Here is a 25,903-nt window from a genome sequence, read left to right on the forward strand (position 1 = left end):
CGCAAGCCCTGCGCTCGGCCTCCTGAAGTCGCGATCTGCGGCGCCTGAACTACCGCGCGCTTAGAATCAAGAGCAAGAGCAAGAGCAAGAGCAAGAGCAAGAGCAAGAGCAAGAGCGAAACAGCGCATTACTCTAGAACTGATATTCGAGCAGATTCCAAACTTTAAAGCCACACACAACCCCTGCAGGCGCGGCCCATCGCGGCACAAGGCCGCTCCAATCGATTGCAGGCAATTGGCTAAGAACCCTTATGACCTTTCATATATTCATCAGCCACAGATCACTACAGTTCAATGACTCGAAACCACCGCAATTGAACTGAGACCAATAGTTGAGCGCACCAAAAGATCAAGGCTGCGAAGCGATAGCCTTCTCAATCGCTGCCTTAAACTCGGCATCATCCGGTTTCGTCAAACTCGAAAAACTACCAATCACCTTGCCCTGACGATCAATCACATACTTGTAGAAATTCCACTTGGGCGCACTGCTCTGCCTGGCCAACTCCGCAAACATCGGAATCGCATCCTTGCCCCGCACCGCCTGTTCCTTGGTCATGGTGAACGTCACGCCATAATTCGCATAACACACCTTCGCCGTCTTCTCGCTGTCCGCATCCTCCTGCTTGAAGTCGTTCGAAGGCACACCCAGCATCTCAAGCCCACGGCCATGGTACTGTTTGTACACCGCCTCAAGCCCCTCGAACTGCGGCGCAAACCCGCAATAACTGGCCGTGTTGATCACCACCAACGGCTTACCGGCAAACCGCTCGCACAACGCGACCTCACCCTTGCCCCGCAACTCCGGCAGCGTGTCCTGCAACACGGCCGGGCATTCGGCCGCCCTGCTGGACGCGCTGGCCATCAACGCCAATACCGGCACCACCATCCACTTCACGCTCATGACATCTCGCTCCTGCTCGATCAACCTTGAACTGGCAGCGTAGCGGCTAACAGACGCCCATGCCCAATTGCATGAGCGCCATGCCGCCCTCGTGCCACCCCCACCAGGCCAGCATCAGCACCAAAAGCGCCACCAGCGCAAGAACCATACGGGTCAATACTGGGTTCATGCCGCCGTTACCTGCAAGCGTGCCACAGGCCGTTCACGGACCGGCCAGTTGAGCGCCGCAGCCAAGACACTCAGCAGGATCGCGATCTGCCAGACCAGGTCATAGCTGCCAGTGCGGTCATACACGACGCCACCCAGCCAACCGCCCAGAAACGCCCCGAGCTGGTGGAACAGGAACACGATACCGCCAAGCATCGACAAGTTACGCACGCCGAAGACCGTGGCGACGATGCCGTTGGTGAGCGGCACCGTGGACAGCCACAACAGGCCCATCGCTATACCGAACAGGTACGCGCTGAATGCACTCACCGGCGCCCAGAGAAACAGCACGATGACGACCGCACGCAGCAGGTAGAGCCCAGTCAGCAAGCGTGGCTTGGACAGGCGCCCGCCCAGCCAACCAGCCGTGAACGTGCCCACGATATTGAACAGCCCCACCAGGGCCAGCACCGTGGTGCCCGTGGTGGCTGGCAGATGCTGGTCCACCAGGTACGCCGGCAGGTGCACCCCGATGAACACCACCTGAAAGCCGCACACGAAAAAGCCCAGCGCCAGCAGCCAGAAACCGGCGTGCCCACACGCCTCACGCAGCGCCTCGCCCAGCGTCTGCTCGTTGCCGTAAGAGGGCAAGGGACGGTCGCGCAACAGGCCTACCAACGGCACGATGAAGGCCACCAGCAGGCCCAGCACCAGCAAAGCTGCCGACCAGCCGAGCCATTGGATCAGGCCGAGGGTGCCGGGCAGCATGGCGAACTGACCGAACGAACCGGCGGCGCTGGCAATGCCCATGGCCATGCTGCGCTTTTCAGGCGGCACGGCCCGGCCGACGACGCCCAGAATGACCGAAAAGGACGTTCCCGACAGGCCAATGCCGATCAACAGGCCGGCGCTCAATGACAACGACCAGGCAGAGTCGGCCATGCCCATCATCGCCAGGCCCACCGCATACAGCACGCCGCCAACCATCACCACCCGCGAGGCGCCAAGGCGATCGGCCAACGCCCCGGCAAAGGGCTGGGCCAGGCCCCAGATCAGGTTCTGCAAGGCGATGGCGAAGGCAAAGACGCCGCGCCCCCAGCCAAAATCGGCGCTCATCGGTGCCAGGAACAAGCCAAAGCCGTGCCTGACGCCAAGTGACAGCGCAAGGATCAGCGCCGCCCCAGTCAACACCCATCCACTGGTTCGCCATACAGACGTCATTGTTATTGTCTCCAGCCCATCGCAAGGTCGTCAGGTGCTGCCGTTGATGAAACCTGGCACTGCAAGGCCATCCACCGCCACGTACGCCGAGTCATCAAGGAAGCATTTGGTTACAGCATGAACGCTGAAGCTGACTGACAGCAAGCAGGACGTCAGCGCAGGTCGTCATTGATCTGTCGCCAGTCGCTTGCGGATGGGTTCGAACGCGGGGGTCGCTTGCCGCGGCAGCGGGTCGGCCAACCCCTGGTCGATCGCCTGCCAGTAGCGCCAGGGCACTTTGGCGGTGCCCAATTCGTAGTCCATCCCGTCCCAGCTGTCTTCGCGGAAACTGTAGAACGCCCAGTGCAAGCGGTGCTGATCGAGCACGCCCAGTACGTCCTCCAGGTACTGGCGGCAGCCTGACAGGCGGCGCATGCAGCCAAATTCGCCCACCACCAGGCGGGAACGGGGCACGTTCATGGTATCGGCCCAGTTCAGCGGGGCTTGCAGGTACTGCGCCACGCGCTGGCCGTCCCATTGCTGAAGCTGGCCGGCGAAGGGCACCGCCCCTGGATAGGCCAGCGGCTGTCGGCGGGCCATGTTGGGCGCACTGGTCGCTGCATAGGGTTCGTACATGTGCACGCTGTAGAGCACCCTGTCATCGGGCAGCGGCGCGGGCCAATAGGTGAAGGCATCGGCGGCGGCATACCAGCCCGAATCCACCATGATCGGCGTTACCGCATCCTCCTCGCGTATGGCCGCCGTCAACTGCCGGTACAGCGCCGGCAAATCACGCGCACCGCCTTGCTCGCGCGCATACCAGCGTTGCATGCGCTCCGGGCTGGCATGTTCGGGCAGATCGCTGCACTTTTCCGGTGCGGGCTCGTTCACCAGGTTGTACGCAGCGACCGCAGGATGATCCTTCAACGCACGGGCGACGTCGCGCCAAAAGGCTGCGGCCTGCGCCCAGTAGGTCTTGTCCTGCCACAGTCGGTCGTCGAAGGTGCCTTTATTGTTCTGCGACCAGCGCATGCCCGGCAATGATAACGGTGCGATCACCACTTTGAGGCCGGCTCGATGGGCCCGATCCAACACCGACCGCAGGGTAGCCAGGTCGCTGGCGGGCAAGCCGTGGTAGCCATCGGCATTGCCCAATAGAAAGTCCCTGTCCGCAGGTCGCCATTTGTCATAGGACACCCGAACCCAGGTCGCGCCATAAGCCCGGAGGGCATCAAAGTAGGCCTGGTCAGGGGGCAATCGATTGAAGCTGTTGCCCCCATGCCGGGGTTGGTCCCAGAACGCCATGAGATCGGCTGCCTGGGCGGCAGGTGGAGTGAAGCCCAGCAGGGCCAGGAAGAGCAGCCAATAATGCATCACACACGCCTCTTGGAAACAAGCGCCTGAGGGTAGTGCATCCGGTGAAGGCGTTTTACAGGATTAGTTTGCCGGCTTTTTTTCAGATGATCTTTGCAGAAGGCGCCTTCAGAGTCGTCCTACATAATTGGATAAATCCCAAGCCACGCTGCCCCGATTGGCTTACGGGATCACGACAAGGCCCAGCAGAACGGTGAGCTCAAGCAGCTCCAGCAGTGCACCTGCGGTATCGCCCGTGGTACCGCCCAGGCGATTGCACATCAGCCTGCGCAAGGCGACGAACACGACCGCCGTCAGCACCATTGCCCAGCCAGCCAATGTCAGGCCCAGGCCGGCACAGATCAACAGTACCCACCCTGCTGCGCGGCGGGGCATGTGCTCGGCCAGCGCCTGGCCCAACCCGCCAGGCCGCACATAGGGGGTACACAGGAACAGCCCCAGCAGCGCTGCTCGACCGATGACCGGTGCCAGCATCAGTTGCAGGCCAGCTCCCTGCTCGATCAGTGCCCACAAGGCGCAGAACTTGAGCAGCAGCACCAAAACCAGCGTCACCACCGCTGCCGGCCCGCTGCGCGGGTCTTTCATGATCTGCAGCGTGCGTTCGCGATCACCAAACCCGCCTAGCCAGGCGTCTGCGCTATCTGCCAGGCCGTCCAGGTGCAGCGCGCCACTGAGCAGCACCCAGAGGCTCAGCAGCAAGGCGGCATGCAGCGGCGCCGCAACGCCTGCGAGACAGTGGCTGGCCAGCCATAGCAGGAGACCGAACAGCAGCCCGACCAAGGGGTAGTACAACAACGAGCGGCCTACCTGGCGTGGCGTTGGCATGCCGGGCAAGGTGACAGGCAGGCTGCTTAGAAACTGCAGGGCAATCCAGAATGGCAGCATGCTAACCCCCCTCAACCAGCTGGCCATCCTCGCCGACTTGCAAGCGCACCAATGCGCCATGGCCGACTTCCACTTGCAACAGCTGCGCCCTGGGCAGGCCACGCGCGCGGGCCAACAGCAGCCGCATGACACCACCATGGGTGACCAGCAGTACGCGCTTGCCAGCATGCTGGCGGTACAACCCCTCGATGGCCGTCAGGACGCGCTGCGCAAACGCCTGGACCGGCTCGCCATTGGGCGGCGTATAGCCGTAGGGATCAGCCCAGAACTGCCCAAGCGCCTGGGCGTCGTGTTCCATGATCTGCAACGCCGTGCGCCCTTCCCAATCGCCGAAATGCAGTTCTTGCAATGCAGGCTCGCGCTGCACGGGCAGGCCCAGCCTGGCGCCCAGCTCATCGGCAAATCGGCCACAGCGCTGCAATGGCGAACTGGCCAATGCCTGCCAAGGCCCTGCGTCGGCCACGGCGGCGCGCATTTGAGCCCAGCCCTTTTCGGTCAGGGCGTCATCGAGGCTGCCACGCAGACCACCTTGCTCGGTTTCCCCGTGGCGCAGCAGGTCGAGCCTCATGCCGGACGGTCCGCCACGGCAGCCTCGGCAAAGGTCGCCATTTGCCCGTGTAGCGCGCAGGCCAGCCGCAGCAACGGCACGGCCAGCGCGGCACCACTGCCCTCACCCAGGCGCAGCCCCAGAGCCAGCAAAGGCTCGGCCTGCAAGGCGCTCAGCACCGTCTGGTGGCCGGGCTCCGCACCCTGATGGGCGAACAACAGCCAAGCGCGGCACTGGGGGTTGAGGCGCACGGCCACCAAGGCCGCCACCGTGCAGATGAACCCGTCCACCAGCACCGCCACACCCGCCTGGGCAGACGCCAGATAAGCGCCGGCCAGCGCCGCCAGCTCGAAGCCCCCCACGCAGCCCAGTGCACGCAGCGGTTCATCGGCCGCCAGGCGGTGCAAGGCCAGAGCCCGCTCGATGACGTGTGCTTTGTGCTGCACGCCGGCACTGTCTAACCCAGTGCCTGGCCCGCTCAGCGTGGCTGGCGGACAGGCGAGCAGTACGCTGGCCAGCGCCGCCGCTGCGGTGGTGTTGCCGATACCCATTTCACCGCCGATGAACAGCTGTGCGCCGTGGGTCGCCGCCCGCAGCGCGCTGTCACGACCTGCCTGCAAGGCGGCCTGCAATTGTGCCTCGCTCAGGGCAGGCTCTCGGGCGAAATTGGCCGTGCCGGGGCCAAGGTGCACGTGGCGAACGCCCGGCAGTGCGAGCGTCGGGTCGACCGTGCCGAGGTCGACCACCTCCAAGGTGGCGTGCAGTTGGCGCGCCAGCACACTGATGGCGGCACCCCCGCCGACGAAATTGCGCAACATCTGGCTTGTCACGGCCTGAGGATACGCCGAGACGCCCTCCTCGACCACGCCGTGGTCGCCGGCGAACAGGCTGATCGCAACGTGCTCGAGCACCGGCCGTTCGCAGCCCTGCAGGCCTGCCAGCTGAATGGCGAGCGTTTCGAGCTGGCCGAGCGAACCGGCAGGCTTGGTCAATTGTTGCTGCCGCTCGCGTGCTGCGGCCATGGCCGCACCGTCGATGGGCCGGCAGGGCATCTGCCACCAGACAGGGTTCATGATGCAGGTCCTTTGAGCGTGAGTGGGAGGCCAGCGACCGTGAGGATCACCTGCTGGCAACGTTCGGCCACCGCCTGGTGCACGACACCGGCCAAATCGACGTAACGTCGCGTCAACTCGCCCATGGGCACCACACCCAGGCCAGTCTCGTTACTGACCAGGATGATGTGGCCGGGCAGGTGTTCAAGGCAGCCCAACAGGGCATCACGTTCCTCGGCCAACCGGCGCGGGTCATCCAGCATCAGCAGGTTGGTCAGCCACAGCGTCAGGCAGTCCACCAGCAGGCAGCGGTCAGCAGCAGCTTCGGCCTTTAGTACAGCAGCCAGGGCCAAGGGTTCTTCGATCAACCCCCACTCCACGGGCCGGCGCTGGCGGTGCAGCTGCACCCGCTCATCGAGCTCGCCGTCCAGCGGCTGACTGGTGGCGATATAGGTCACGGGCAGGCCGCAGTCGGCTGCCCGCTGCTCGGCCAAGCGGCTCTTGCCAGACCGGGCTCCGCCGATCACGAACGTACGCACGTCAGGGTACTCCACACAATTGGCGCAGGCGCTGGGTGTCCAGGTGCTTGTCCACCAGATCAGCCAGGCGTTCGATATCGCGCTCGCGCAACGCCTCGTAGTCGATCAGTTGCACGTCTTCAAGCCCAGCCCAGCGCAGCAGGGCCGCGCAGGAGGCGCTGCCCTCGAACAACCCGTGCAGGTAAGTGGCCAACACCTGGCCGTCCGTGCTGATGGCACCCTCGCAGCGGCCGTCGGCCAGGCGTACCGCCGGGTGCGCCAGCGCAGGGCCAGTGGTGACACCGGCATGGATCTCGTAACCGGTCACGGGCGATGCGTCCAGGTGCAAGGTTCCGGAGACATTGCGCAACTGCTTGTCGGCTTCCAGCACCGTGGCGTAGTCCAGCAGGCCGAGGCCGGGGCTGGAGCCTGCAGCGCCCTCCAGGCCCAGCGGATCGTGCACCTCGCGCCCAAGCATCTGCAGGCCGCCGCAGATACCGATTACCTTGCCGCCATAGCGCAGATGGCGTTCGATGGCCCTGTCCCAGCCACGCGCGCGCAATTGCGCAAGGTCGCCACGCACGCTCTTGGAACCCGGCAGGATGATCAGGTCCGCTGGCGGCACCGGCTGACCAGGGCCAATGAACTGCAGGTCGACCTGCGGGTGCAGGCGCAGCGGGTCGAAGTCAGTGTGGTTGCTGATGCGTGGCAGCACCGGCACGATCACCTTGAGCACGCGCTGCTGCTTTTCGCTCTGGCGCCGGTCGATGCCGTCCTCGGCTTCAAGGTGCAGGTCGGTGACGTACGGCAGCACGCCTAGCACGGGTTTGCCGGTGCGCTGCTCTAGCCAGTCGAGCCCAGGTTGCAACAAAGCGATGTCGCCCCTGAAACGGTTGATGACAAACCCTTTGATCCGCGCCTGCTCGCTGGGCGACAGCAGTTCGAGGGTACCGACCAGGTGGGCGAACACGCCCCCGCGGTTGATGTCGGCGACCAGGATCACCGGGCAGTCCACGGCTTCGGCGAACCCCATGTTGGCAATGTCGCCGGCCCGCAGGTTGATCTCCGCCGGCGACCCTGCGCCCTCGACCATGACCACTGGCCAGCCCTGGCTCAGGCGCTGGTGCGAGGCCAGCACGGCCTGCATGGCGATGGCCTTGTAATCGTGGTAGGCAACCGCGTTCATGCTGGTCACCGCACGGCCATGGATGATCACCTGGGCGCCTGTATCGCTGTTGGGTTTGAGCAGCACCGGGTTCATGTCGGTGTGCGGCGCCAGGCGACAGGCCTGGGCCTGCACCGCCTGGGCCCGGCCAATCTCGCCACCGTCGGCGGTCACGGCGCTGTTGAGGGCCATGTTCTGCGGCTTGAATGGCACCACGCCGATGCCCTGGCGCAGCAGCCAGCGGCACAGGGCAGTCACCAGGGTGCTTTTGCCGGCATCGGAGGTGGTGCCTTGCACCATCAGGGTCGTCATGTAAGGTCCTTGGGGTAGGCACTCAGGGCCTGGGCCAATCGTCGTTCGTCTGCCTGGCTTGGCGGCAAGCCGAAACGCAAGGCCGCCGGGCGCTCGAACAGGCGCACCAGCACCCCGTGTCGGGCAAGGTGATCGTGCAATCGCGCGGCATGCTCGCACCGCACGTACTGGAACAGGTCACACCCGCCGGCGGGCGCCAGCCCTGCATGGGTGAGCAAAGCCGCCAAGCGTTCGCTGGCATCTGCACAGCGCTGGCGCTGCAGCTGCTGCATGGCCAGGTCGGTCAGGCTGGCCTGGGCCAGCACCCGGCTGGGACCATTGATCGTCCACGGGCCGAGCAGTTCGGTCAGGCGCAGCAGCAAGCTATGCTCTGCGGCCACGAAGCCCAGGCGCACACCGGCCAGGCCGAAGAACTTGCCGAACGAGCGCAGCACGATCAAACCGGGGCGCTCGGCACTTTCCATCACGCTGTTTCCGGGGCTGTTGTCCATGAAGGCTTCATCGACCACCAGCCAACCACCGCGCGCTGCCAGGCGCTGATGCCATCCCAGCAGCGTGGGCGCAGGCACGACACGGCCGGTGGGGTTGTTCGGGTTGACCAAGACCAGGACGTCGAGGTCGTCGAGCGCGTCGTCGACCTGATGCTCATCGAGCTCGAGCAACGCGTGTCCAACGCGCTGCCAGGCATAGGGATGCTCGGCATAACAGGGCGTCAGCACCCCGACCCGGCTCGGGCTGCGCAACAGCGGCAGGGCCTGGATGGCAGCCTGTGAGCCCGCTACGGGTAGCAGTCGCGTGGCGCCGTAGTAGCTACACGCCGCCTGTTCGAGGCCATCGTCTGTTTCCGGTAGCCGTGCCCAGGCTTCGAGTGGGATCGGCGGTATCGGGAAGGACCAGGGCGCAATGCCGCTGGACAGGTCCAGCCACTGCTCGCGGGCGATGCCGTACTGCCGAACCGCGCGCAGCAGCCGGCCTCCATGTTCAAGCATTCAGATAAGCTCCCAGACAGAACACCAACAGCCACAGCCATACCCCACGCTGCACCAGCGTCCAACCGCCCTCGATGGCATCGGGGCTGGCCGGTAGGCCGTCGCCCAGGCGCGGGCGGTCGTGCAGCTGGCCGTGGTACACCGCCGGCCCACCCAATTCAACACCCAGGGCCCCTGCCCCGGCCGCCATGACCGGGCCGGCGTTGGGGCTGTCCCACAGTGGCCCCTGGCGCCGCCAGCAGGCCAGCGCCAGACGGGTTTTGCCCAGCACCGCATAAGTAAGCGCGACCAGGCGCGCCGGCACGTAGTTGAGTAGGTCATCGATGCGCGCCGCGCACCAGCCGAAGCGCTCGAAGCGCTCGTTGCGATAGCCCCACATGGCATCGAGGGTGTTGCTCAGTCGATAAAGCACCACCCCTGGCGCCCCGGCCACAGCAAACCAGAACAAGGCGGCGAATACGGCATCGCTGCCGTTTTCCAGCACCGACTCAGTGGCTGCCCGCGCTACCGCCGTCTCGTCCAGCTCACGGGTTTCACGGCTGACCAGATACCCCACCCGCCGCCGTGCTTCTTCCAGATCCCCCTGGCGCAGGGCCGTGGCCACCGGCAGCACATGTTCGCCCAGGCTGCGCAGCCCCAGGGCGCAGTACAACGCCAGCACATCGACCAGCCAGCCGATCACAGGCAGCCAGGAGAGCATGAGGGCCAGCAAGGTCAGGGGCACCACCGCCAGGAACCAGGCGCTCACACCATGACTGCGCCAACCACGCCCGCCGGCATTGAAGCGCCGCTCAAGGCTGCTGGCCATGTTGCCGAACGCAACCAGCGGATGGCGCCGCCGGGGCTCGCCGAACAATGCATCCAGGGCCACACCGGCCACGGTCAGCAACGCCACGCTCATGCGCCTTCTCCCCAACGGTTTTCAAACAGCATCTGGTGCAACGGCCGTTCTTCGGCCCAGTTCTGCATGACCAGCATGGGTGCAGGGTAGAATGCCGCCACCGGCCCCAGGCACAGCACGGCCACGGGTTTGGCGCCGCTGGGCATGCCAAGCAACGCTGCCAGCGCCTTGGGATCGAACAGCGATACCCAGCCCATGCCCAGCCCTTCGGCACGGGCGGCCAGCCAGAGGTTCTGGATGGCGCAGGCGAGCGAGGCCAAGTCCATCTCAGGCAGCGTGCGGCGCCCGAAAATGTGGGGCTCACGGTTGTCCATCAAGGCGGCGACCCACAGTTCGGCGCAATCGTTGATGCCCTCTACCTTGAGCTTCATGAATTCGTCCGAGCGCTCGCCCAGCGCCTGTGCAGTCAACGCCCGCTCGGCCTCCACCAGTGCCTGGATGCGCCCACGCAAGGCCCGCTCGGTGATGCGGATGAACCGCCATGGCTGCATCAAGCCCACGCTCGGTGCCTGGTGGGCTGCGCTGAGTAACCGTGTCATGACCTGCGGCGCCACCTCGCCTTGAACGAAATGGCGCATGTCGCGCCGCTCGCCGATGGCGCGATAGACCGCGGCACGCTCCTGGTCGCTGAACGCATGCTCGCTCATGGGCAAAGCAGCGCTGCGGCCGCCTCCGGGTTGGAGGGGAAGTAGAAGTGCACGTAGGACGCGGTCAAGCGGCCCAGCCGATACACGGCTTCGTTGCCGCGCCCGCCGTTGGGGCTCAACCCACGTGCCAGCGGCTTGAGCGCAGTGCTGGTCAGGGAGTGGTGGTAGGTATGGCCGCGCAGTGTGCCCTCGGGCAGCTCGACCGCTTGCAGGGCCAGGGCCGCCAGGCGCTTTTGCATGGTCGCTTCACCTGGCAGCAACCCGAGCAACTCGACCCTGTCCCCGGCCACGTCGGTCAGCGCGTCGAGCAGATACAGCATGCCGCCGCATTCGGCCAGCAGTGGCTTGCCTTGGGCGTGATGGGCGCGGATGGCCTGGCACATTGAGGTATTGCGCGCCAGGGCATGATGGTGCAACTCGGGGTAACCGCCGGGCAGGTACAGGCTGTCCACTTCGGGCAGCTGCGCATCATGCAGGGGGGAGAAAAACTGCACCTGTGCGCCTAGACGGCGCAACAGGTCCAGGTTGGCGCCATAGAGAAAGGCAAAGGCTTCGTCGCGGGCTACACCGATACGTACACCCGCCAAGGTAGCCTGGGCGGGTAGCGGATCGGCCGGCTCGAAGGTGACGGCCGGTGGCAACGCGGCATCGCAGCTGGCGCCCAATGCTTGGGCAGCAGCGTCCAGACGTGCGTCCAGGTCGTTCAACTCGCTGGCCTGCACCAACCCCAGGTGACGGCTGGGCAGTTCGATGCCGCGCTCGCGGGACAAGCCGCCATACCAACGCAGGCCCTCCGTCAGGCTGCCTTCGAGCAGTTGCGCATGACGCAGGCTGCCCACCCGGTTGGCCAACACTCCGGCAAACGGCAGGTCCGGCTGATAACGCGCCAGGCCCAGGGCCAGCGCGCCAAAGGTCTGGGCCATGGCCGTACCATCAATCACCGCCAGCACCGGCACGCCGAAGTGACGCGCCAGGTCGGCACTCGAAGGGGTGCCGTCGAACAGCCCCATCACCCCTTCGATGAGGATCAGGTCGGCTTCACCTGCCGCCTCCCAGAGCAGCCGGCGGCTCTCCTCGGCACCGATCATCCACAGGTCGAGCTGGCGAACGGGTGCACCGCTGGCACGTTCGAGAATCATGGGGTCAAGAAAGTCAGGCCCGCATTTGAACACCCGCACCTTGCGGCCCAGATTCCGGTGCAGGCGCGCCAGCGCGGCAGTGACCGTTGTCTTGCCCTGGCCAGAGGCCGGTGCGGCAATCAGAACGGCGGGGCAATGGCGGGCCTGGCTCACAGCTCGACGCCCTTCTGGGCACGGATACCGGCCTGGAACGCGTGCTTGAGCATACCCATTTCGGTCACGGTGTCGGCCAGCTCGACCATTTCCGGCTTGGCCGCGCGACCGGTGACGATGACGTGCTGCATGGGAGGGCGGGCCTGGATGTCCGACAGCACCTGGTCCAGATCAAGGTAGCCGTGCTTGAGCGCGATGTTGAGCTCGTCGAGCACCACGAACTGCACCGCAGGATCCTGCAGCAGTTGCCGGGAGACGGCCCACGCCGCTTCTGCCGCCGCAATGTCACGCTGGCGGTCCTGCGTCTCCCACGTGAAGCCCTCGCCCATCACGTGGTAGCGCACCTGTTCGGGAAAGCGCCTGAAGAACAGCTCTTCGCCGGTGCTGTTGCGGCCCTTGATGAACTGCACCACGCCGCACTGCATGCCGTGGCCCAGGGCCCGGGCCAGCATGCCGAAGGCCGAGCTGCTCTTGCCCTTGCCATTGCCGGTGAGCACCAGCAGCAGGCCGCATTCGTTAGGGGAGTTGGCAATGCGCTCGTCAATGACCGCTTTCTTGCGCTGCATCCGTGCCAGATGGCGTTCGTCGCGCTCGGTGGCGTCGCTCATGGGAAGTTCTCCGCTGGCTGACACCACGATCGAGCGCCGTGTCAGGGAATGGGCAGGCAAACGGAGCGCGCGCAGGGGCATTGGCCAAAGCCAGAGTGCACCGCGCATCACCCTCCGTGATGCCGTTGGCAGTATCAGGCCGGTCTCCGGGCTCGTGAGCGGGCCACTGGCCCTGACCTGCGCGCCTTCCCGGGGATCGTACCCAGTGGCCCTGCGCGGCCGTCTCTCACCTACCGTTGCGGGGGCAGCGCCGGAATCGCACCCTGCGGGCGCTCACCGACTTCCCAGTTTCACCCTGGCCAGACGTGGCTGGCGGGGCACCTGAAACACGCGCGAAGGTTAGAGGGTTGCACCCGGAGCGTCAATCGACGCGGCTCGCCTGGCGGCACAGCAGCGATCGCCGAGCCGCCGATGCAGCCCCTGCCGCCTGTGCGAATGAACCCGCGGCATTCCCTACCCTCTGAATCAATAGAACCTGCCGAGGACGCCGACCATGAACCGCGTGGCACTGCCTGTTGCACTTGTTGTAAGCCTGGGCTTGAGTGGCTGCGGCGAAAGGGCGCGTTATACGGTGGCCGACGGCAGCGGCCCCACACCGCAGCTGCCCTCCCCTGCCAAAACCCTGCTACCCACCGTGAACATCGCGCCAGCCGTCGGCTGGCCCGCCGGACGCATGCCCCAGGCTGCACCCGGGTTGCAGGTGTCGCGCTTTGCCGGTGACCTCGACCATCCGCGCTGGCTCTATGTGCTGCCCAATGGCGACGTGCTGGTGGCAGAAACCAACGCACCTGCCAAACCCGAAGACGCCAAGGGTATCCGCGGATGGGCCATGAAGCGGGTCATGGCACGCGCGGGGGCCGCCGTGCCCAGCCCTGATCGCATTACCCTGTTGCGCGACGCGGACCAGGACGGCGTTGCGGAAATCCGCCATACCTTTGCCGACGGGCTGAACTCACCCTTTGGCATGGCGCTGGTAGGCACCGATTTTTACGTGGCCGATACGGATAAACTGCTGCGTTTTCACTACCAGCCCGGTGCACGCCAAGTAACCGGTCCGGCAGAGGTGGTCACCTCACTGCCAGCCGGCCCGTTGAATCACCACTGGACCAAGAATGTCATCGCAAGCCCCGATGGACGGCGCCTCTATGTCACCGTGGGCTCGAACAGCAACGTGGGTGAAAACGGCCTCGATCAGGAGCAGGGGCGCGCCGCGATCTGGGAGATCGACCCCAGCACCGGAAAGCACCGCCTGTTCGCCACCGGCCTGCGCAACCCCAACGGGCTTGCCTGGGAGCCTCACAGTGGCGCGCTCTGGACCGCAGTCAACGAACGTGACGAAATCGGCAGCGACCTGGTACCGGATTACATCACTTCGGTACAAGCAGGTGGATTCTATGGTTGGCCCTATAGCTACTATGGCCAGCACGTGGATGAGCGCGTGCAGCCCCAGGACCCTGCCAAGGTCGCCCAGGCACAGGTACCCGACTACGCCGTGGGGCCGCATACCGCTTCACTGGGGTTGGCCTTCGCCGGGCCGGGTGTGTTGCCGGCGCGTTTTGGGGCAGGTGCATTGATTGGCCAGCATGGGTCCTGGAACCGCAAGCCCCACAGCGGCTACAAGGTGATATTCGTACCCTTCGACGCCTCGGGAAAGCCGTCGGGCAAGCCCATGGACGTGCTCGATGGGTTCCTGAATGAAAGCGGCCAAGCCATGGGCCGCCCCGTGGGGGTTGCCCTGGATGGCCACGGGGCCGTGCTGGTAGCTGACGATGTGGGCAATACCATCTGGCGCGTCAGCAAAGCTCGGTGATCGGGCTCAGGGGTTCTGGGCCAGGTGCCCTTGTGGGATGACCCGCTTGGCCTGCAGGTAGGCCTTGGCCCAGTAGCTGTTTGACAGATAGTCCAACCGCACCGTACCGCCGGTGCGGGGCGCATGCACGAAGCGCCCGTCCCCTACATAAATACCAGCATGGCTTACCTGCGAACCGCCACTGGTCGCGAAGAACACCAGGTCACCGGACTGCAAGGACTTCACATCCACAGTAGGCGCACGCATGCCGATCATCTCCCGCGTGGAGCGCGGCAGGCTGATGCCGGCGGCATCGCGGTAGACGTACTTGATCAGACCACTGCAGTCGAAACCCGAATCGGGCGTATTGCCGCCCCAGCGGTAGGGCGTGCCAACCAGACCAATGGCGCGAATCAGTACGTCATCGGCAGTGGGCGAGAAGCTGGGTTGGCTATAGGTAACCTGAGGCTGCACGACCCGTGTAGGGGCAGGTGCCTGGGGTTGGCTCGAGCAGGCCGCCAATAAGGTTGCCAGGGAAATGAAAGCGAAGCGCGCCATCGTTGTCATGGCCAAAACATCCTGTATGGGAACGCTGGGCCGCAGCGGGATAGAGTTGAGAAATTAGATTAGACGCTTTCTGTAAATACGCACGGCGTCGAGCTTTTTTGCAAAGCAGCGACGCCGTGGTTAGGACACATCAGATTGCCATTAGTTGCGCGCGATATGAGTCGGCGCCATGGCCAAGGCACGTTTGGCCTCAAGGAAGGTTTTGCTCCAGTAACGGTCACCGAGGCTATCGATGCGCACACCGCCGCTACGACGGCTGCTGGAGTGGATGAACTGGTTGTCGCCCAGGTAGATCCCGGCATGGCTGACACGGCCACGGCCGTTGGTGCTGAAGAACAGCAGGTCGCCTGGCTTGAGTTTGTTGCGCGCGACCTTCGGCGCATCGACGTTGATCATCTCGCGAGTAGAACGCGGCAAGGTCATGCCTGCCTCCTCGCGGAACAGGTAGCCGATGAAGCCGCTGCAATCGAAGCCGGACTGTTCCGAGGTACCGCCAAAGCGATAGCGGGTGCCGATCAACGACATGCCGCGCTCCAGAATGCTGTCGGCCAGCACTGGCAACTGATAGGGCTTGCTGCTGGAGAAGACCTCCAGTTCATCGTCGGTAGCCACTTCCTGGGGTTCGCCAAACACTGGCGAAGACGAGGCCTTGGCCTTGATCGCCGGCTGTACGGCGACCGGGGTGTGATCCTGGGGCTGGGATACCGGGCCTTGGGCCGCACAGCCAAAAAGCAGGGTCACGAGTGCGAGTGGCACGAGGGGTGCGAAGCGCTTGAGCATGGGCACAACCGTGTCTGTAATCCTTTAGTGGGGTGGAACTATGCCCACTATAAGTTCCATTTGCAAATTTTATCGAAAAAGATGTGACTTTTCCGTGGGATGGCTCTGGCCCCGTGTTTCCAGGGGCTTACCAGCCGAGGGTTTCCTTCAGGAAAGGAATGGTGAGTTTGCGCTGGGCTTGCAGGGAAGCCTGATCGAGCCGTTCCAGCAGATCGAACAGCGCACTCATGCTGCGCGCGCCGCGGGTGAGGATGAAGTGACCCACTTCGTCGGTCAGGTGCAGGCCGCGCCTGGATGCCCGCAATTGCAAGGCACGTAGCTTGTCTTCGTCAGACAGGCCGCGCATCTGGAACACCAGGGCAAGGGTAAGACGGGATTTCAGGTCAGGCAGCTTGACGGGCAATTCCCGCGGGGAAGCGGAGGCTGCCAGTAGCAGTCGACGGCCGCTGTCGCGCAGGCGGTTGAACAGGTGGAACATGGCCTCCTCCCAGTCCGGCTTGCCGGCAATGACGTGCAGGTCATCGATGCACACCAGCTCGTACTGGGCCAGGTAGTCCAGAAGACCGGTACCGCGCTCGAGCAGCTGCGCCAACGGCAGGTAGACGGCAGGCTCGCCCCGCTGCTGGAAGCGATGGGTGGCCGCTTGCAGCAGGTGCGTGCGGCCCACGCCTTGTTTGCCCCACAGGTAGATGAGGCTCTCGGTCCAGCCGGCGTCGGCTTCGCAAAGCCGCTCGACATACCCCAACGCAGCGGCATTGGCGCCCGGATAGTAGTTGATGAAGGTGGCGTCGTCGCGCAGGCGCACACCCAGGGGCAACTGGATCGGTGGTTTCATGCTCGCGGGCGGTCGACAGGACCGCTGGGGGCCTTTTGTGGACAATCGGCAAAGTCTATACCTGCCAAGCGGGGTGCACAATGACGCCGCTGCAGAGTCCAAGCAAAATCAATGGGTTGCACTATTGCCGCAGCAACCGAGGCTCACCTGCCGGCCTGTCACGGCTGGTCGGGTACAGGAGGATCGAGGTGGACGGGGGCCGGCGCATCCCCTGCATACATGTCCGACTCCTTGTACAAGCCGTGCACGTGGCGCAGCAGCACCATGATGACCGCCGCCACCGGAAGCGCGAGCAGCACGCCTGTGAAACCGAACAGTTCTCCGCCGGCCAGGATGGCGAAGATCACCGCCACAGGGTGCAAACCGATCCGGTCGCCTACCAACAGAGGTGTCAGCACCATGCCCTCCAGTGCCTGACCGACCATGAAGACCGCGACGATGCCGAGCATGGGATACAGATCGCCACCGAACTGGAACAGCCCTGCCACCAGCGCCGCACCGATACCAATGATGAAGCCCATGTACGGGACGATGGCCGCCAGGCCTGCCAGCATGCCGATCAACAACCCCAGTTCAAGCCCCACCAGCATCAAGCCTGCCGAATAGATGATGCCCAACGCGACCATCACCAGCAGTTGCCCACGCACGAACGCACCCAGCACCTCATGGCACTCGCTGGCCAGGCCAACGATTTGTGGCTCCCTCTGGCGCGGCAACAAGCTGCGCAACTTGGCCATCATCAAGTCCCAGTCACGCAACAGGTAGAACCCGACCACGGGGATCAGCACCATGTTGGCCACCCAGGCCATCAGCGCCAGGCTGGAGGCCGTTGCCTGGGACAAGAGCATGCTCACGATATCGGTGGTTTGCCCCATGTGCGCGCCGATGGCCGCCTTGATCTTGTCGAATTTCCAGAACCCGTCGGCAAGGCCCAGACGCCCCTGCACCCATGGCAAGGCGACATGTTCGAGCCAGTCAAGCATCTGCGGCGCCAGCGCGTACAGGCGCACCAACTGCTTGGCCAACATGGGGATGAGCACAAGCAACAGTGCAAGCATCAGCAGCGTGAACAGCCCGAACACCACCACTACGCCCCAGGTCCGCGACAAACCCAGGCGCTCCAGGCGATCGACCAGCGGGTCGGCCAGGTACGCCAGCAGAATGCCGACCAGAAACGGCGTGAGAATATTGTGCAGGCTATAGAGCAGGGCGATAGCGATCAATGCCACGCCCAGCCAGATCCAACGACGCATGTCAGTCATGAACGACCCTCTTACCAACTAAAGCGCAAGCCATCGAACGGTTTGGTGGCGGCCGCAGGCGACACCGATGTCCCGTCTGGGGACGTACCCAATGGCCCCGGGGTCACCTGCGGCGCAGGTGCCTGCTCGGCTGGGACTTCCCTGAGCTTGGCCAATGCCAGCTGAGCCCGGAGTTGTTCGCGGCTGGCGGTGACCGAATAGATCAGCACGTCGCCGTCGACCCGCTTCAACTGCGCGCCGTAGGACTCCAGCACCCGGGCCAGCTCAGCGTAGCGCGGCAGGTTCATGCCCTGGACCTGCATCTGCACCTGACCACTGGCCCCGGGACGCGTTACGTAGCGCGGTGCCAGCCGCGTGCTCACGGCAAGCATCACGGCGTCGGCCAGCGCTGCCGGGTCCGCTCCTTCGGCACTGCCCTGCTCGCGCCCCTCGCCCAGCCACAATTGCCATTTGCCTTGCCATTTGCCGTCGATCTCCTGGGCGTGCACGGCCAACACGGCATCGGCGCCGTAGCGCTGGGAGACCTCACGCAGCGGCCCAGGATCCTTGGCTTCGATATGCTTGGCGTCGGCCACCAGTTGCTCCTGCAGATCGGCCAGCGGCAGACGCAGCGGCAAGCCCCGGTGACGGGCCGCGCGCCGCAACGGCTGGGCGCTAGGCTGGCCGTCCCCTACCAGGCTAGTGCCGTCAACACTCTCGACGAGCCACCAACCCAGAATCGACGGGCGATTGCTGCCCCACAGACTGAGGCCCGCCTTGCGCAGGGCACGTTCGGTGCTGCCAGGGTCGAACTCGACCCGGACGGTTTCGGGTGGCCCTGCGTCGCTGCCCACCTGGTTGACGATCGGTTGCGGATCCTTGCGCAATGCGGCCAGCGCCGGGTTCTGCACGGCCTTGGGGTTGCCGGTCAGGCGCAGCACGAGGGTGTCGAAGGCCTGGCTGGTCGCCGCCGCACGCGCCTCGGCGCCCTGCCCGGCCACCGGCTCGCGCACCTGATAAAGGCCGGAGACGTTCTCGGCCTGGGCCGCCCCTGCGATCAACCACAGACATCCCATGACCCAAGTAGTGAACAAGCGCATCGTTGTGTCCTTGTGCTCTGGAACGGCGAGTTTCAAGCTTCAGCACTCATACCTCAAGCGGCACGGTTAAAGGTAGCACCGGCAAGGCCAGGCTTCTGGCGATCTTGCACCGGCGAGAGCCCTAAATTCACCTGCCCGTCGGCCGGAGGATGGCCGCTGCACGGCAACCCTGATAAAATCGCGCGCCTTCACAGACCACTGATGTCACGGTTAGCCGCTGCATGGCTGCCGGCCCTTGCCGTCAGGGTCGTTTTTACGAATCCCTCCCTCCTAAAGGCCTGGATCAATGAGCAAGCAACCCTCCCTGAGCTACAAGGACGCCGGTGTAGACATCGACGCCGGCGAAGCACTGGTCGAACGCATCAAGGGCGTGGCAAAACGCACCGCACGCCCTGAAGTCATGGGTGGCCTGGGCGGCTTCGGCGCCCTTTGCGAGATCCCGGCTGGCTACAAGCAGCCGGTGCTGGTCTCCGGCACCGACGGCGTGGGCACCAAGCTGCGCCTGGCGCTGAACCTGAACAAGCACGACAGCATCGGCCAGGACCTGGTCGCCATGTGCGTGAACGACCTGGTGGTCTGCGGTGCCGAGCCGCTGTTCTTCCTGGACTACTATGCCACCGGCAAGCTCAACGTGGACGTGGCGGCTACCGTGGTCACCGGTATCGGCGCAGGTTGCGAACTGGCAGGCTGTTCGCTGGTCGGCGGCGAAACGGCCGAGATGCCGGGCATGTACGAAGGTGAAGACTACGACCTGGCAGGCTTCTGCGTAGGCGTGGTGGAGAAGGCCGAAATCATCGACGGCTCGCGCGTGGCCACCGGCGATGCGCTCATCGCCCTGCCATCCTCGGGCCCGCACTCCAACGGTTACTCGCTGATCCGCAAGATCCTCGAAGTCTCGGGCACAGACGTCGAAAGCACCCAGCTCGACGGCCAGCCGCTGACCGAACTGCTGATGGCGCCAACGCGCATCTACGTCAAGCCGCTGCTGCAACTGATCAAGAACACCGGCGCGGTCAAGGCCATGGCCCACATCACCGGTGGCGGGCTGCTGGACAATATCCCGCGCGTACTGCCGGCCAATGCCCAGGCGGTCATCGACGTGGCCAGCTGGAAGCGCCCAGCCGTCTTCGATTTCCTGCAGGAAAAGGGCAACGTCGACGAGCATGAAATGCACCGCGTGCTCAACTGCGGCGTGGGCATGGTGATCTGCGTAGGCCAGGACCAGGTCGAAACCGCCCTGAGCGAACTGCGCAACGCCGGTGAACAGCCTTGGGTCATCGGCCACATCACCGAGGCCGCAGAGGGCGCTGCCCAGGTCGAGCTGCAGAACCTCAAGGCACACTGATGCCGAGCAAGTCCTGCAATGTGGTGGTATTGCTGTCGGGTTCCGGCAGCAACCTGCAAGCGCTGATCGACAGCTGCGCCATCCCGGACAGCGCCGTGCGCATCGGCGCGGTCATCTCCAACCGCGCCGATGCCTACGGGCTGCAGCGTGCAGCCGCTGCCGGTATTGACACCGCGGTCCTTGACCATACCGGCTTCCAGGGCCGCGAAGCCTTCGATGCGGCCCTGGTGGCCTGTATCGATGGGTTCGCTCCGGACTTGGTGGTGCTGGCGGGTTTCATGCGTATCCTCAGTGGCGACTTCGTGCGCCACTACCAAGGTCGCCTGCTCAACATCCACCCTTCGCTGCTGCCTCGCTACAAAGGGTTGCACACCCATAGACGCGCCCTGGAAGCAGGGGATGTCGAGCACGGGTGCAGTGTCCACTTTGTCACCGAGGAACTCGATGGGGGCCCGTTGGTCGTACAGGCTGTCGTGCCGGTGGCACCCGATGACACGGTCCAAAGCCTGGCTCAGCGGGTTCACACACAGGAACACGTCATCTACCCAATGGCTGTTCACTGGTTCGCCAACGGCCGCTTGCGTCTTGGCGAACAAGGTGCATTACTGGATGGCCAGCCCCTGTCGGCCAGCGGTCATTTGATTCGATCCTAGGAGATACTATGCGTCGTGCCCTGCTCTTGGCTCTTGCCGTGCTTGCCCTGCCCCTCCAGGCAGCAGACCTGAAGCCGTTCTCGGCCAGCTACACCGCCGACTGGAAGCAACTGCCCATGAGCGGTACCGCCGAACGTAGCCTGGTCAAGAATGCCGATGGTACCTGGGACCTGAACTTCAAAGCGTCGATGATGATCGCCAGCCTGACCGAGCAAAGCTCGCTGCGCCTGGATAACGACACCTTGCTGCCGCAGCGTTACCACTTCGAGCGCGGCGGTCTTGGCAAGGCCAAAAAGGTCGACCTGAACTTCGACTGGGCTGCCAAGAAAGTGACCGGCAGCGATCGTGGCGATGCCATCACCCTGCCGCTCAACCGTGGGGTGCTCGACAAGTCGTCCTATCAGCTGGCGCTGCAGCACGATGTTGCCGCTGGCAAGAAGAGCATGACCTACCAGGTGGTCGATGGTGACGAGATCGACACCTATGACTTCCGCGTACTGGGTACTGAGAAAGTCACCACCAAGACCGGCCAGGTGGATGCCGTCAAGGTCGAACGTGTGCGTGATCCAAGCCAGAGCAAGCGCATCACCGAGCTGTGGTTTGCCAAGAACTGGGACTACTTGCTGGTGCAATTGCGCCAAGTGGAAACCGATGGCAAGGAATACGTGATCGTCCTGCAGGACGGCACGGTCGATGGCAAGCCGGTTAAAGGTAACTGACACTCAAGCTTGTCGGCGTTGAGCCATAACGCAACACCAAGCCCCGCACCGTGCGGGGCTTTTATTTGGTCGGGCATAAAGCAGTCGGGCCTAGGCATGCCATGGCTACATGAAACTTGTTTCATGGCCGTTTTATTTACTTAGGCTGCTAACAAACTCTATAAATAAGGCGTGCGACAGACTGTCGCACCCAACCAGAAAAAGTGGAGTTTAACGATGACAGTTCAAGTGACCGAACGCGACGAATCGAAAATGTCCCACGAAGGCCTGGCCGCAGGCGTGCGGATCTGGGATGTGCACCAGCAGGGCCAGTTGGTCGGGATGTTCCACAACGAACACGAGGCGCAACAGTACCGTGTCGAACTGGAAGACCTGGAAAAGCAGCGCACCACACAGTGACAGCGATCTTCAGAAAACCGTGACGTGAATACCCGTTATGGCGCCAGGGGCCGCCTTGCGGCCCATCGCCGCACAATGCGGCCCTGACCACCCGGTGGACGTTCAGACAGGGCCTTGCAGCATTACCACATCAGATCGTCAGGGATCTTGTACGCCGCATACGGATCGTCGTCGTCGGCTTCCTCGACATGGGTATTGAGCAGCAATACCCGGCCCGGGTCGCGTTCCTGGATCTTGACGGCCGCCTCGCGGGGAATGACCTCATAGCCGCCCCCGTAGGACACCACCGCCAGCGCACCATGGCTCAATTTGCTGCGCATCAGGGCATTGACCGCGATACGCTTGACCTTCTTGTCGTCGACGAAGTTGTAGTAATCCTCGGTCGTGAGCTTGGGCAGGCGGGTCGCTTCGATCAGTTGCTTGATCTGCGCGGCGCGTGCCTTCTTCTCGGCTTTTTCCTGCTGTTCACGGTTGAGCGCCTGGTCACGCTTGGCCTTTTCGGCCATGGCTTCCTTGGCCAGCCGCTGCTGGGTATCGTCCACCTCGACCTGGCCTTTGTGCTCCAGGCGCTTCTGTTTCTTTTCAGCCTTGTTGGCCTGAGAAACCTGTTTCTGGTTGACCAGCCCGGCTTTGAGCAATTGGTCGCGAAGGGAAAGGCTCATGAATGTTCACTCACTTATGCAACAGCTCAGCCGCAGCTGGGCAGGTTCTTTTCCTGACGCTTGGCTTCACCCCAAAGGGTGTCCAGCGCATCAAGGTTACAGTCTTCAATGGCAGTGCCGCTGTCACGCAACGCCTGCTCGATAAAGCGAAAACGTCGCTCGAACTTACGATTGGCTCGGCGCAAGGCGTTTTCGGGGTCATGCTTCAAGTGACGCGCCAGGTTGACTACCGCGAACAGCAAGTCACCGACTTCATCTTCCAGCGCATCGCTGTCCCCGTCGGCCATGGCCTGCAACACTTCGTCGAGTTCCTCACGCACCTTGTCCACAACCGGCAAGGCCTCGGGCCAGTCGAACCCGACGGTGGCCGCACGCTTTTGCAGTTTGGCCGCCCGGGACAAGGCAGGCAATGCCGTTGGCACATCGTCGAGCAATGACAGCTGTTCTGGACGGCTTTTCTGCGCCCGCTCCTGCGCCTTGATTTCTTCCCAGCGTGACTTGACCTGCGCATCGCTCAGGCTGGGCGTCTCTAGCGGCGCATACAGGTCCCCGGTTGGAAAGACATGGGGGTGTCGACGAATGAGCTTGCGGGTGATGCCGTCCACCACGCCGTCGAACGCGAAACGGCCCTCCTCCCGGGCAAGTTGGCTGTAGTAGACCACCTGGAACAGCAGATCGCCCAGCTCGCCTTGCAAGTCCTCGAAATCGCCGCGCTCGATGGTGTCCGCCACCTCGTAGGCTTCTTCGAGGGTGTGTGGGACGATGCTGGCATAGTCCTGCTTCAGGTCCCAAGGGCAGCCGTATTGCGGGTCGCGCAAGCGGGCCATGAGGTGGAGCAGGTCCTGGAGGGTGTAGGTCATTCAGGCAAGTCCTTGACGGTCGGGCTTGGCGGGCAAACCGGCCCCTAGGGGCGGGATGCCCGCGAATCGTGCACGCGGGATTCAGGGCGTACGATTACGCCGTGTCTCGATGATGTTCGGCAACTGCGAGATACGCCCCAGCAAGCGCCCAAGGGCATCCAAACCGGGGATCTCGATGGTCAGCGACATCAGCGCCGTGTTGTCTTCCTTGTTCGAGCGGGTATTGACCGCCAGCACGTTGATCTTCTCGTTGAGCAGCACCTGCGACACATCGCGCAGCAAACCGGGGCGATCATAGGCACGGATGATGATATCGACCGGGTAAGTCTGTACCGGAATCGGCCCCCAGCTGACCTGGATCATGCGCTCCGGCTCTTTGCCGGCCAGCTGCAACACCGAGGCGCAATCCTGGCGGTGGATGCTCACACCGCGACCCTGGGTGATGTAGCCGACGATGGCATCGCCAGGCAACGGCTGGCAGCAACCGGCCATCTGCGTCAGCAGGTTGCCCACGCCCTGGATCTGAATGTCGCCACGCTTGCCCCCACGCGGCCCGCTGGGCTTGCGCGGCACCAGCTCGATCTGCTCGATGCGCTCAGGCTCGAGCAGCTGTTGCGCCGCATTGACCAGATGCGCCAGGCGCAGGTCCCCAGCGCCCAGGGACGCAAACATGTCCTCGGCCGTCTTGACGTTGGTCTTCTCGGCCAGGCGCTCGAAGTCGACCTGCGGCAGGCCCAGCCGGCTGAGCTCACGTTCGAGCAGCGTCTTGCCGGCGGCAACGTTCTGGTCGCGCGCCTGCAGCTTGAACCAGTGCACGATCTTGGCCCGCGCGCGCGAAGTGGTGACATAGCCTAGGTTCGAGTTCAGCCAGTCACGGCTCGGGTTACCGTGCTTGCTGGTGATGATTTCGACCTGCTCGCCGGTCTGCAGGCTGTAGTTGAGCGGCACGATGCGCCCGTTGATCTTGGCGCCCCGGCAGTTGTGGCCGATCTCGGTGTGCACCCGATAGGCGAAGTCCAGGGGCGTCGCCCCTTTTGGCAGGTCGATGGCGTGACCGTCCGGGGTGAACACGTACACCCGGTCGGGCTCGATGTCGACCCGCAGTTGCTCGGCCAGGCCCCCGATGTCGCCCAGCTCTTCATGCCACTCCAGCACCTGGCGCAGCCAGGAAATCTTTTCTTCGTAGTGGTTCGAGCTGGGCTTGACGTCGGTGCCCTTGTATCGCCAGTGGGCGCAGACGCCAAGCTCCGCTTCCTCGTGCATGCCGTGGGTGCGGATTTGCACTTCCAGCACCTTGCCCTCCGGGCCGATTACCGCCGTATGCAGGGAGCGGTAGCCGTTTTCCTTGGGGTTGGCGATGTAGTCGTCGAATTCCTTGGGGATGTGACGCCACAAGGTGTGCACGATACCCAGGGCGGTGTAGCAGTCGCGTATCTCGGGGACCAGCACCCGCACGGCGCGCACGTCGTAGATCTGGCTGAATTCCAGGCCCTTGCGCTGCATCTTGCGCCAGATCGAGTAGATGTGTTTGGCGCGGCCACTGATGTCCGCCTTCACCCCGGTGGCCAGCAGTTCGTTCTGCAACTGGTTCATGACATCGCTGATAAAGCGTTCACGGTCCAGGCGACGCTCGTGCAACAGCTTGGCGATCTGCTTGTACTGTTCGGGCTCAAGGTAGCGGAACGAAAGGTCTTCCAGTTCCCACTTGATATGCCCGATACCCAGACGGTGGGCCAGGGGGGCGTAGATGTCGAACACTTCCCGCGCCACCCGCAGGCGTTTCTCGTCATCAGCGGCCTTGACCGCTCGAATGGCACAGGTGCGTTCGGCCAGCTTGATCAACGCCACGCGAACGTCGTCGACCATCGCCACCAGCATCTTGCGCAGGTTCTCGACCTGCGCCTGAGAGCCGAGCACCAGCGACTGGCGGGGGCTGAGACTGGCACTGATCGCAGCCATGCGCAGCACGCCATCGATCAGCTTGGACACGACCGGCCCGAAGCGCTGGCTGACTTCGGCCAGGGTGACCTTGCCTTCTCGCACAGCGCGGTAGATGACCGCCGCTACCAGGGAATCCTGGTCGAGCTTGAGGTCCGCGAGAATCTCGGCAATCTCAAGACCTGCCTGATAGCTCGACGTACCATCGGCCCAGGAATGCTTGGCCGGGTTGCCCTTCTTCTCGACTTCCTGGGCAAACTCGCAGGCCTCTTTGAGCGCTGCGCGGTCGAGCGCCGAATCGACGCTGACCACATGGTCCAACCACGCTTCGAGATTGATACTGCCGTCGGTATTGACCGGCTGGTGCACTCTCACCTGTACCATCTTTGTTTTACCTTTCCATACAGCGCACCCTGCGGGTGCACTGGCAATCACCGCACGGCTGCCATTCCCTGGAAGCCGCACCAAGGGGCCAGCT

General features: G+C 63.9%; 27 protein-coding genes and 1 riboswitch. Of the genes, 5 read left to right on the plus strand and 22 right to left on the minus strand.

Translation table 11 applies throughout. The annotated features are described in order from the left end of the window. Positions 1-348: 348 nt before the first annotated feature. The 14 genes from ACF8GB_RS08990 to cobO all read right to left on the minus strand — a co-directional run bounded on the left by ACF8GB_RS08990 (position 349) and on the right by cobO (position 12,537). Positions 349-900 carry a glutathione peroxidase gene (locus tag ACF8GB_RS08990; RefSeq protein ID WP_196185642.1) on the minus strand — a complete coding sequence of 184 codons (552 nt, stop codon included), beginning with the start codon at positions 898-900 and terminating at the stop codon, positions 349-351. A gap of 46 nt (positions 901-946) precedes the next feature. After that, positions 947-1,069, minus strand: coding sequence for a hypothetical protein (locus ACF8GB_RS08995; RefSeq protein ID WP_256675178.1), 123 nt, complete (start codon positions 1,067-1,069; stop codon positions 947-949). Next, positions 1,066-2,268: an MFS transporter gene (locus tag ACF8GB_RS09000; RefSeq protein ID WP_196185641.1), complete on the minus strand. Its 1,203-nt coding sequence runs from the start codon at positions 2,266-2,268 to the stop codon at positions 1,066-1,068. Before ACF8GB_RS09000 ends, ACF8GB_RS08995 begins: the two co-directional genes overlap by 4 nt. 165 nt (positions 2,269-2,433) lie before the next feature. Then, the gene (locus ACF8GB_RS09005; RefSeq protein WP_078479445.1) at positions 2,434-3,552 is read right to left on the minus strand and encodes a glycoside hydrolase family 5 protein; all 1,119 of its coding nucleotides are present in this window, start codon (positions 3,550-3,552) and stop codon (positions 2,434-2,436) included. A gap of 231 nt (positions 3,553-3,783) precedes the next feature. Further along, complete coding sequence (locus ACF8GB_RS09010; RefSeq protein ID WP_196185639.1) at positions 3,784-4,506, minus strand: adenosylcobinamide-GDP ribazoletransferase; 723 nt, start codon at positions 4,504-4,506, stop codon at positions 3,784-3,786. A 1-nt stretch (position 4,507) separates the two neighbouring features. Next, positions 4,508-5,074, minus strand: coding sequence for an alpha-ribazole phosphatase family protein (cobC, locus tag ACF8GB_RS09015; RefSeq protein WP_392515033.1), 567 nt, complete (start codon positions 5,072-5,074; stop codon positions 4,508-4,510). Continuing rightward, positions 5,071-6,126: a nicotinate-nucleotide--dimethylbenzimidazole phosphoribosyltransferase gene (cobT, locus tag ACF8GB_RS09020; RefSeq protein WP_392526900.1), complete on the minus strand. Its 1,056-nt coding sequence runs from the start codon at positions 6,124-6,126 to the stop codon at positions 5,071-5,073. The genes cobC and cobT overlap by 4 nt, the downstream gene beginning before the upstream one ends. Then, positions 6,123-6,644, minus strand: coding sequence for a bifunctional adenosylcobinamide kinase/adenosylcobinamide-phosphate guanylyltransferase (cobU, locus tag ACF8GB_RS09025; protein WP_058605360.1), 522 nt, complete (start codon positions 6,642-6,644; stop codon positions 6,123-6,125). The genes cobT and cobU overlap by 4 nt, the downstream gene beginning before the upstream one ends. A gap of 1 nt (position 6,645) precedes the next feature. After that, positions 6,646-8,100 carry a cobyric acid synthase gene (locus ACF8GB_RS09030; RefSeq protein ID WP_058639483.1) on the minus strand — a complete coding sequence of 485 codons (1,455 nt, stop codon included), beginning with the start codon at positions 8,098-8,100 and terminating at the stop codon, positions 6,646-6,648. Next, a complete protein-coding gene (gene cobD, locus ACF8GB_RS09035) occupies positions 8,097-9,089 on the minus strand; it encodes a threonine-phosphate decarboxylase CobD (RefSeq protein WP_058639484.1) in 993 nt (330 codons plus the stop codon). Before cobD ends, ACF8GB_RS09030 begins: the two co-directional genes overlap by 4 nt. Next, positions 9,082-9,990, minus strand: coding sequence for an adenosylcobinamide-phosphate synthase CbiB (gene cbiB / locus ACF8GB_RS09040; RefSeq protein ID WP_392526902.1), 909 nt, complete (start codon positions 9,988-9,990; stop codon positions 9,082-9,084). Before cbiB ends, cobD begins: the two co-directional genes overlap by 8 nt. Beyond that, positions 9,987-10,643 carry a 5,6-dimethylbenzimidazole synthase gene (gene bluB, locus ACF8GB_RS09045; RefSeq protein WP_193754411.1) on the minus strand — a complete coding sequence of 219 codons (657 nt, stop codon included), beginning with the start codon at positions 10,641-10,643 and terminating at the stop codon, positions 9,987-9,989. Before bluB ends, cbiB begins: the two co-directional genes overlap by 4 nt. Next, complete coding sequence (locus tag ACF8GB_RS09050; protein WP_182138976.1) at positions 10,634-11,929, minus strand: cobyrinate a,c-diamide synthase; 1,296 nt, start codon at positions 11,927-11,929, stop codon at positions 10,634-10,636. The genes bluB and ACF8GB_RS09050 overlap by 10 nt, the downstream gene beginning before the upstream one ends. Continuing rightward, positions 11,926-12,537 carry a cob(I)yrinic acid a,c-diamide adenosyltransferase gene (gene cobO / locus ACF8GB_RS09055; protein WP_027913925.1) on the minus strand — a complete coding sequence of 204 codons (612 nt, stop codon included), beginning with the start codon at positions 12,535-12,537 and terminating at the stop codon, positions 11,926-11,928. The genes ACF8GB_RS09050 and cobO overlap by 4 nt, the downstream gene beginning before the upstream one ends. Before the next feature lie 119 nt (positions 12,538-12,656). Continuing rightward, a riboswitch (cobalamin riboswitch) is annotated at positions 12,657-12,877 on the minus strand. A 153-nt stretch (positions 12,878-13,030) separates the two neighbouring features. Between cobO and ACF8GB_RS09060 the strand changes: the two genes are divergently transcribed. Continuing rightward, positions 13,031-14,347, plus strand: coding sequence for a sorbosone dehydrogenase family protein (locus ACF8GB_RS09060; RefSeq protein ID WP_058639486.1), 1,317 nt, complete (start codon positions 13,031-13,033; stop codon positions 14,345-14,347). Between the two features lie 6 nt (positions 14,348-14,353). Here the strand turns inward: ACF8GB_RS09060 and ACF8GB_RS09065 are convergent, their stop codons facing one another. The 5 genes from ACF8GB_RS09065 to ACF8GB_RS09085 all read right to left on the minus strand — a co-directional run bounded on the left by ACF8GB_RS09065 (position 14,354) and on the right by ACF8GB_RS09085 (position 18,849). Beyond that, positions 14,354-14,893 carry a C40 family peptidase gene (locus ACF8GB_RS09065; protein WP_196125170.1) on the minus strand — a complete coding sequence of 180 codons (540 nt, stop codon included), beginning with the start codon at positions 14,891-14,893 and terminating at the stop codon, positions 14,354-14,356. 141 nt (positions 14,894-15,034) lie between these two features. After that, complete coding sequence (locus tag ACF8GB_RS09070; protein WP_028686867.1) at positions 15,035-15,673, minus strand: C40 family peptidase; 639 nt, start codon at positions 15,671-15,673, stop codon at positions 15,035-15,037. Between the two features lie 127 nt (positions 15,674-15,800). Next, a complete protein-coding gene (gene hda, locus ACF8GB_RS09075; protein ID WP_027913921.1) occupies positions 15,801-16,508 on the minus strand; it encodes a DnaA regulatory inactivator Hda in 708 nt (235 codons plus the stop codon). A 158-nt stretch (positions 16,509-16,666) separates the two neighbouring features. Continuing rightward, a complete protein-coding gene (locus ACF8GB_RS09080) occupies positions 16,667-17,770 on the minus strand; it encodes an AI-2E family transporter (protein WP_196185635.1) in 1,104 nt (367 codons plus the stop codon). Positions 17,771-17,781: 11 nt separating this feature from the next. Further along, positions 17,782-18,849 carry a DUF2066 domain-containing protein gene (locus tag ACF8GB_RS09085; RefSeq protein WP_196185634.1) on the minus strand — a complete coding sequence of 356 codons (1,068 nt, stop codon included), beginning with the start codon at positions 18,847-18,849 and terminating at the stop codon, positions 17,782-17,784. A gap of 286 nt (positions 18,850-19,135) precedes the next feature. Here ACF8GB_RS09085 and purM point away from each other — a divergent pair, with 286 nt between their 5' ends. The 4 genes from purM to ACF8GB_RS09105 all read left to right on the plus strand — a co-directional run bounded on the left by purM (position 19,136) and on the right by ACF8GB_RS09105 (position 21,965). Beyond that, a complete protein-coding gene (gene purM / locus ACF8GB_RS09090) occupies positions 19,136-20,194 on the plus strand; it encodes a phosphoribosylformylglycinamidine cyclo-ligase (protein ID WP_058639489.1) in 1,059 nt (352 codons plus the stop codon). Then, a complete protein-coding gene (gene purN, locus ACF8GB_RS09095; RefSeq protein WP_058639490.1) occupies positions 20,194-20,847 on the plus strand; it encodes a phosphoribosylglycinamide formyltransferase in 654 nt (217 codons plus the stop codon). Before purM ends, purN begins: the two co-directional genes overlap by 1 nt. A gap of 8 nt (positions 20,848-20,855) precedes the next feature. Continuing rightward, entirely contained in the window at positions 20,856-21,566 is a 711-nt protein-coding gene (locus tag ACF8GB_RS09100) for a DUF3108 domain-containing protein (protein WP_197843891.1), read from the plus strand. A 216-nt stretch (positions 21,567-21,782) separates the two neighbouring features. Beyond that, positions 21,783-21,965, plus strand: a complete 183-nt coding sequence (locus tag ACF8GB_RS09105) for a hypothetical protein (RefSeq protein WP_023534042.1) — start codon at positions 21,783-21,785, stop codon at positions 21,963-21,965. Between the two features lie 122 nt (positions 21,966-22,087). On the opposite strand, the gene ACF8GB_RS09110 is transcribed toward ACF8GB_RS09105, so the two are convergent. The 3 genes from ACF8GB_RS09110 to relA form a co-directional block, all read right to left on the minus strand. Beyond that, entirely contained in the window at positions 22,088-22,627 is a 540-nt protein-coding gene (locus ACF8GB_RS09110; protein ID WP_058639492.1) for a DUF2058 domain-containing protein, read from the minus strand. A gap of 26 nt (positions 22,628-22,653) precedes the next feature. Beyond that, the gene (mazG, locus tag ACF8GB_RS09115) at positions 22,654-23,487 is read right to left on the minus strand and encodes a nucleoside triphosphate pyrophosphohydrolase (protein ID WP_058639493.1); all 834 of its coding nucleotides are present in this window, start codon (positions 23,485-23,487) and stop codon (positions 22,654-22,656) included. A gap of 81 nt (positions 23,488-23,568) precedes the next feature. Continuing rightward, a complete protein-coding gene (gene relA, locus ACF8GB_RS09120; RefSeq protein ID WP_058605345.1) occupies positions 23,569-25,809 on the minus strand; it encodes a GTP diphosphokinase in 2,241 nt (746 codons plus the stop codon). Positions 25,810-25,903 lie beyond the last annotated feature (94 nt).

The organism is Pseudomonas sp. xss_4, from assembly GCF_043104125.1.
Lineage (GTDB): Bacteria > Pseudomonadota > Gammaproteobacteria > Pseudomonadales > Pseudomonadaceae > Aquipseudomonas > Aquipseudomonas parafulva_B.

Excerpts from the sequence above, each read along its gene's own strand:
- ACF8GB_RS08990 (WP_196185642.1), bottom strand. The coding sequence starts at position 900 with ATGAGCGTGAAGTGGATGGTGGTGCCGGTATTGGCGTTGATGGCCAGC.
- ACF8GB_RS08995 (WP_256675178.1), bottom strand. The coding sequence starts at position 1,069 with ATGAACCCAGTATTGACCCGTATGGTTCTTGCGCTGGTGGCGCTTTTG.
- ACF8GB_RS09000 (WP_196185641.1), bottom strand. The coding sequence starts at position 2,268 with ATGACGTCTGTATGGCGAACCAGTGGATGGGTGTTGACTGGGGCGGCG.
- ACF8GB_RS09005 (WP_078479445.1), bottom strand. The coding sequence starts at position 3,552 with ATGGCGTTCTGGGACCAACCCCGGCATGGGGGCAACAGCTTCAATCGA.
- ACF8GB_RS09010 (WP_196185639.1), bottom strand. The coding sequence starts at position 4,506 with ATGCTGCCATTCTGGATTGCCCTGCAGTTTCTAAGCAGCCTGCCTGTC.
- cobC (WP_392515033.1), bottom strand. The coding sequence starts at position 5,074 with ATGAGGCTCGACCTGCTGCGCCACGGGGAAACCGAGCAAGGTGGTCTG.
- cobT (WP_392526900.1), bottom strand. The coding sequence starts at position 6,126 with ATGAACCCTGTCTGGTGGCAGATGCCCTGCCGGCCCATCGACGGTGCG.
- ACF8GB_RS09030 (WP_058639483.1), bottom strand. The coding sequence starts at position 8,100 with ATGACGACCCTGATGGTGCAAGGCACCACCTCCGATGCCGGCAAAAGC.
- cobD (WP_058639484.1), bottom strand. The coding sequence starts at position 9,089 with ATGCTTGAACATGGAGGCCGGCTGCTGCGCGCGGTTCGGCAGTACGGC.
- cbiB (WP_392526902.1), bottom strand. The coding sequence starts at position 9,990 with ATGAGCGTGGCGTTGCTGACCGTGGCCGGTGTGGCCCTGGATGCATTG.
- cobO (WP_027913925.1), bottom strand. The coding sequence starts at position 12,537 with ATGAGCGACGCCACCGAGCGCGACGAACGCCATCTGGCACGGATGCAG.
- ACF8GB_RS09060 (WP_058639486.1), top strand. The coding sequence starts at position 13,031 with ATGAACCGCGTGGCACTGCCTGTTGCACTTGTTGTAAGCCTGGGCTTG.
- ACF8GB_RS09065 (WP_196125170.1), bottom strand. The coding sequence starts at position 14,893 with ATGACAACGATGGCGCGCTTCGCTTTCATTTCCCTGGCAACCTTATTG.
- ACF8GB_RS09070 (WP_028686867.1), bottom strand. The coding sequence starts at position 15,673 with ATGCTCAAGCGCTTCGCACCCCTCGTGCCACTCGCACTCGTGACCCTG.
- hda (WP_027913921.1), bottom strand. The coding sequence starts at position 16,508 with ATGAAACCACCGATCCAGTTGCCCCTGGGTGTGCGCCTGCGCGACGAC.
- ACF8GB_RS09080 (WP_196185635.1), bottom strand. The coding sequence starts at position 17,770 with ATGACTGACATGCGTCGTTGGATCTGGCTGGGCGTGGCATTGATCGCT.
- ACF8GB_RS09085 (WP_196185634.1), bottom strand. The coding sequence starts at position 18,849 with ATGCGCTTGTTCACTACTTGGGTCATGGGATGTCTGTGGTTGATCGCA.
- purM (WP_058639489.1), top strand. The coding sequence starts at position 19,136 with ATGAGCAAGCAACCCTCCCTGAGCTACAAGGACGCCGGTGTAGACATC.
- purN (WP_058639490.1), top strand. The coding sequence starts at position 20,194 with ATGCCGAGCAAGTCCTGCAATGTGGTGGTATTGCTGTCGGGTTCCGGC.
- ACF8GB_RS09100 (WP_197843891.1), top strand. The coding sequence starts at position 20,856 with ATGCGTCGTGCCCTGCTCTTGGCTCTTGCCGTGCTTGCCCTGCCCCTC.
- ACF8GB_RS09105 (WP_023534042.1), top strand. The coding sequence starts at position 21,783 with ATGACAGTTCAAGTGACCGAACGCGACGAATCGAAAATGTCCCACGAA.
- ACF8GB_RS09110 (WP_058639492.1), bottom strand. The coding sequence starts at position 22,627 with ATGAGCCTTTCCCTTCGCGACCAATTGCTCAAAGCCGGGCTGGTCAAC.
- mazG (WP_058639493.1), bottom strand. The coding sequence starts at position 23,487 with ATGACCTACACCCTCCAGGACCTGCTCCACCTCATGGCCCGCTTGCGC.
- relA (WP_058605345.1), bottom strand. The coding sequence starts at position 25,809 with ATGGTACAGGTGAGAGTGCACCAGCCGGTCAATACCGACGGCAGTATC.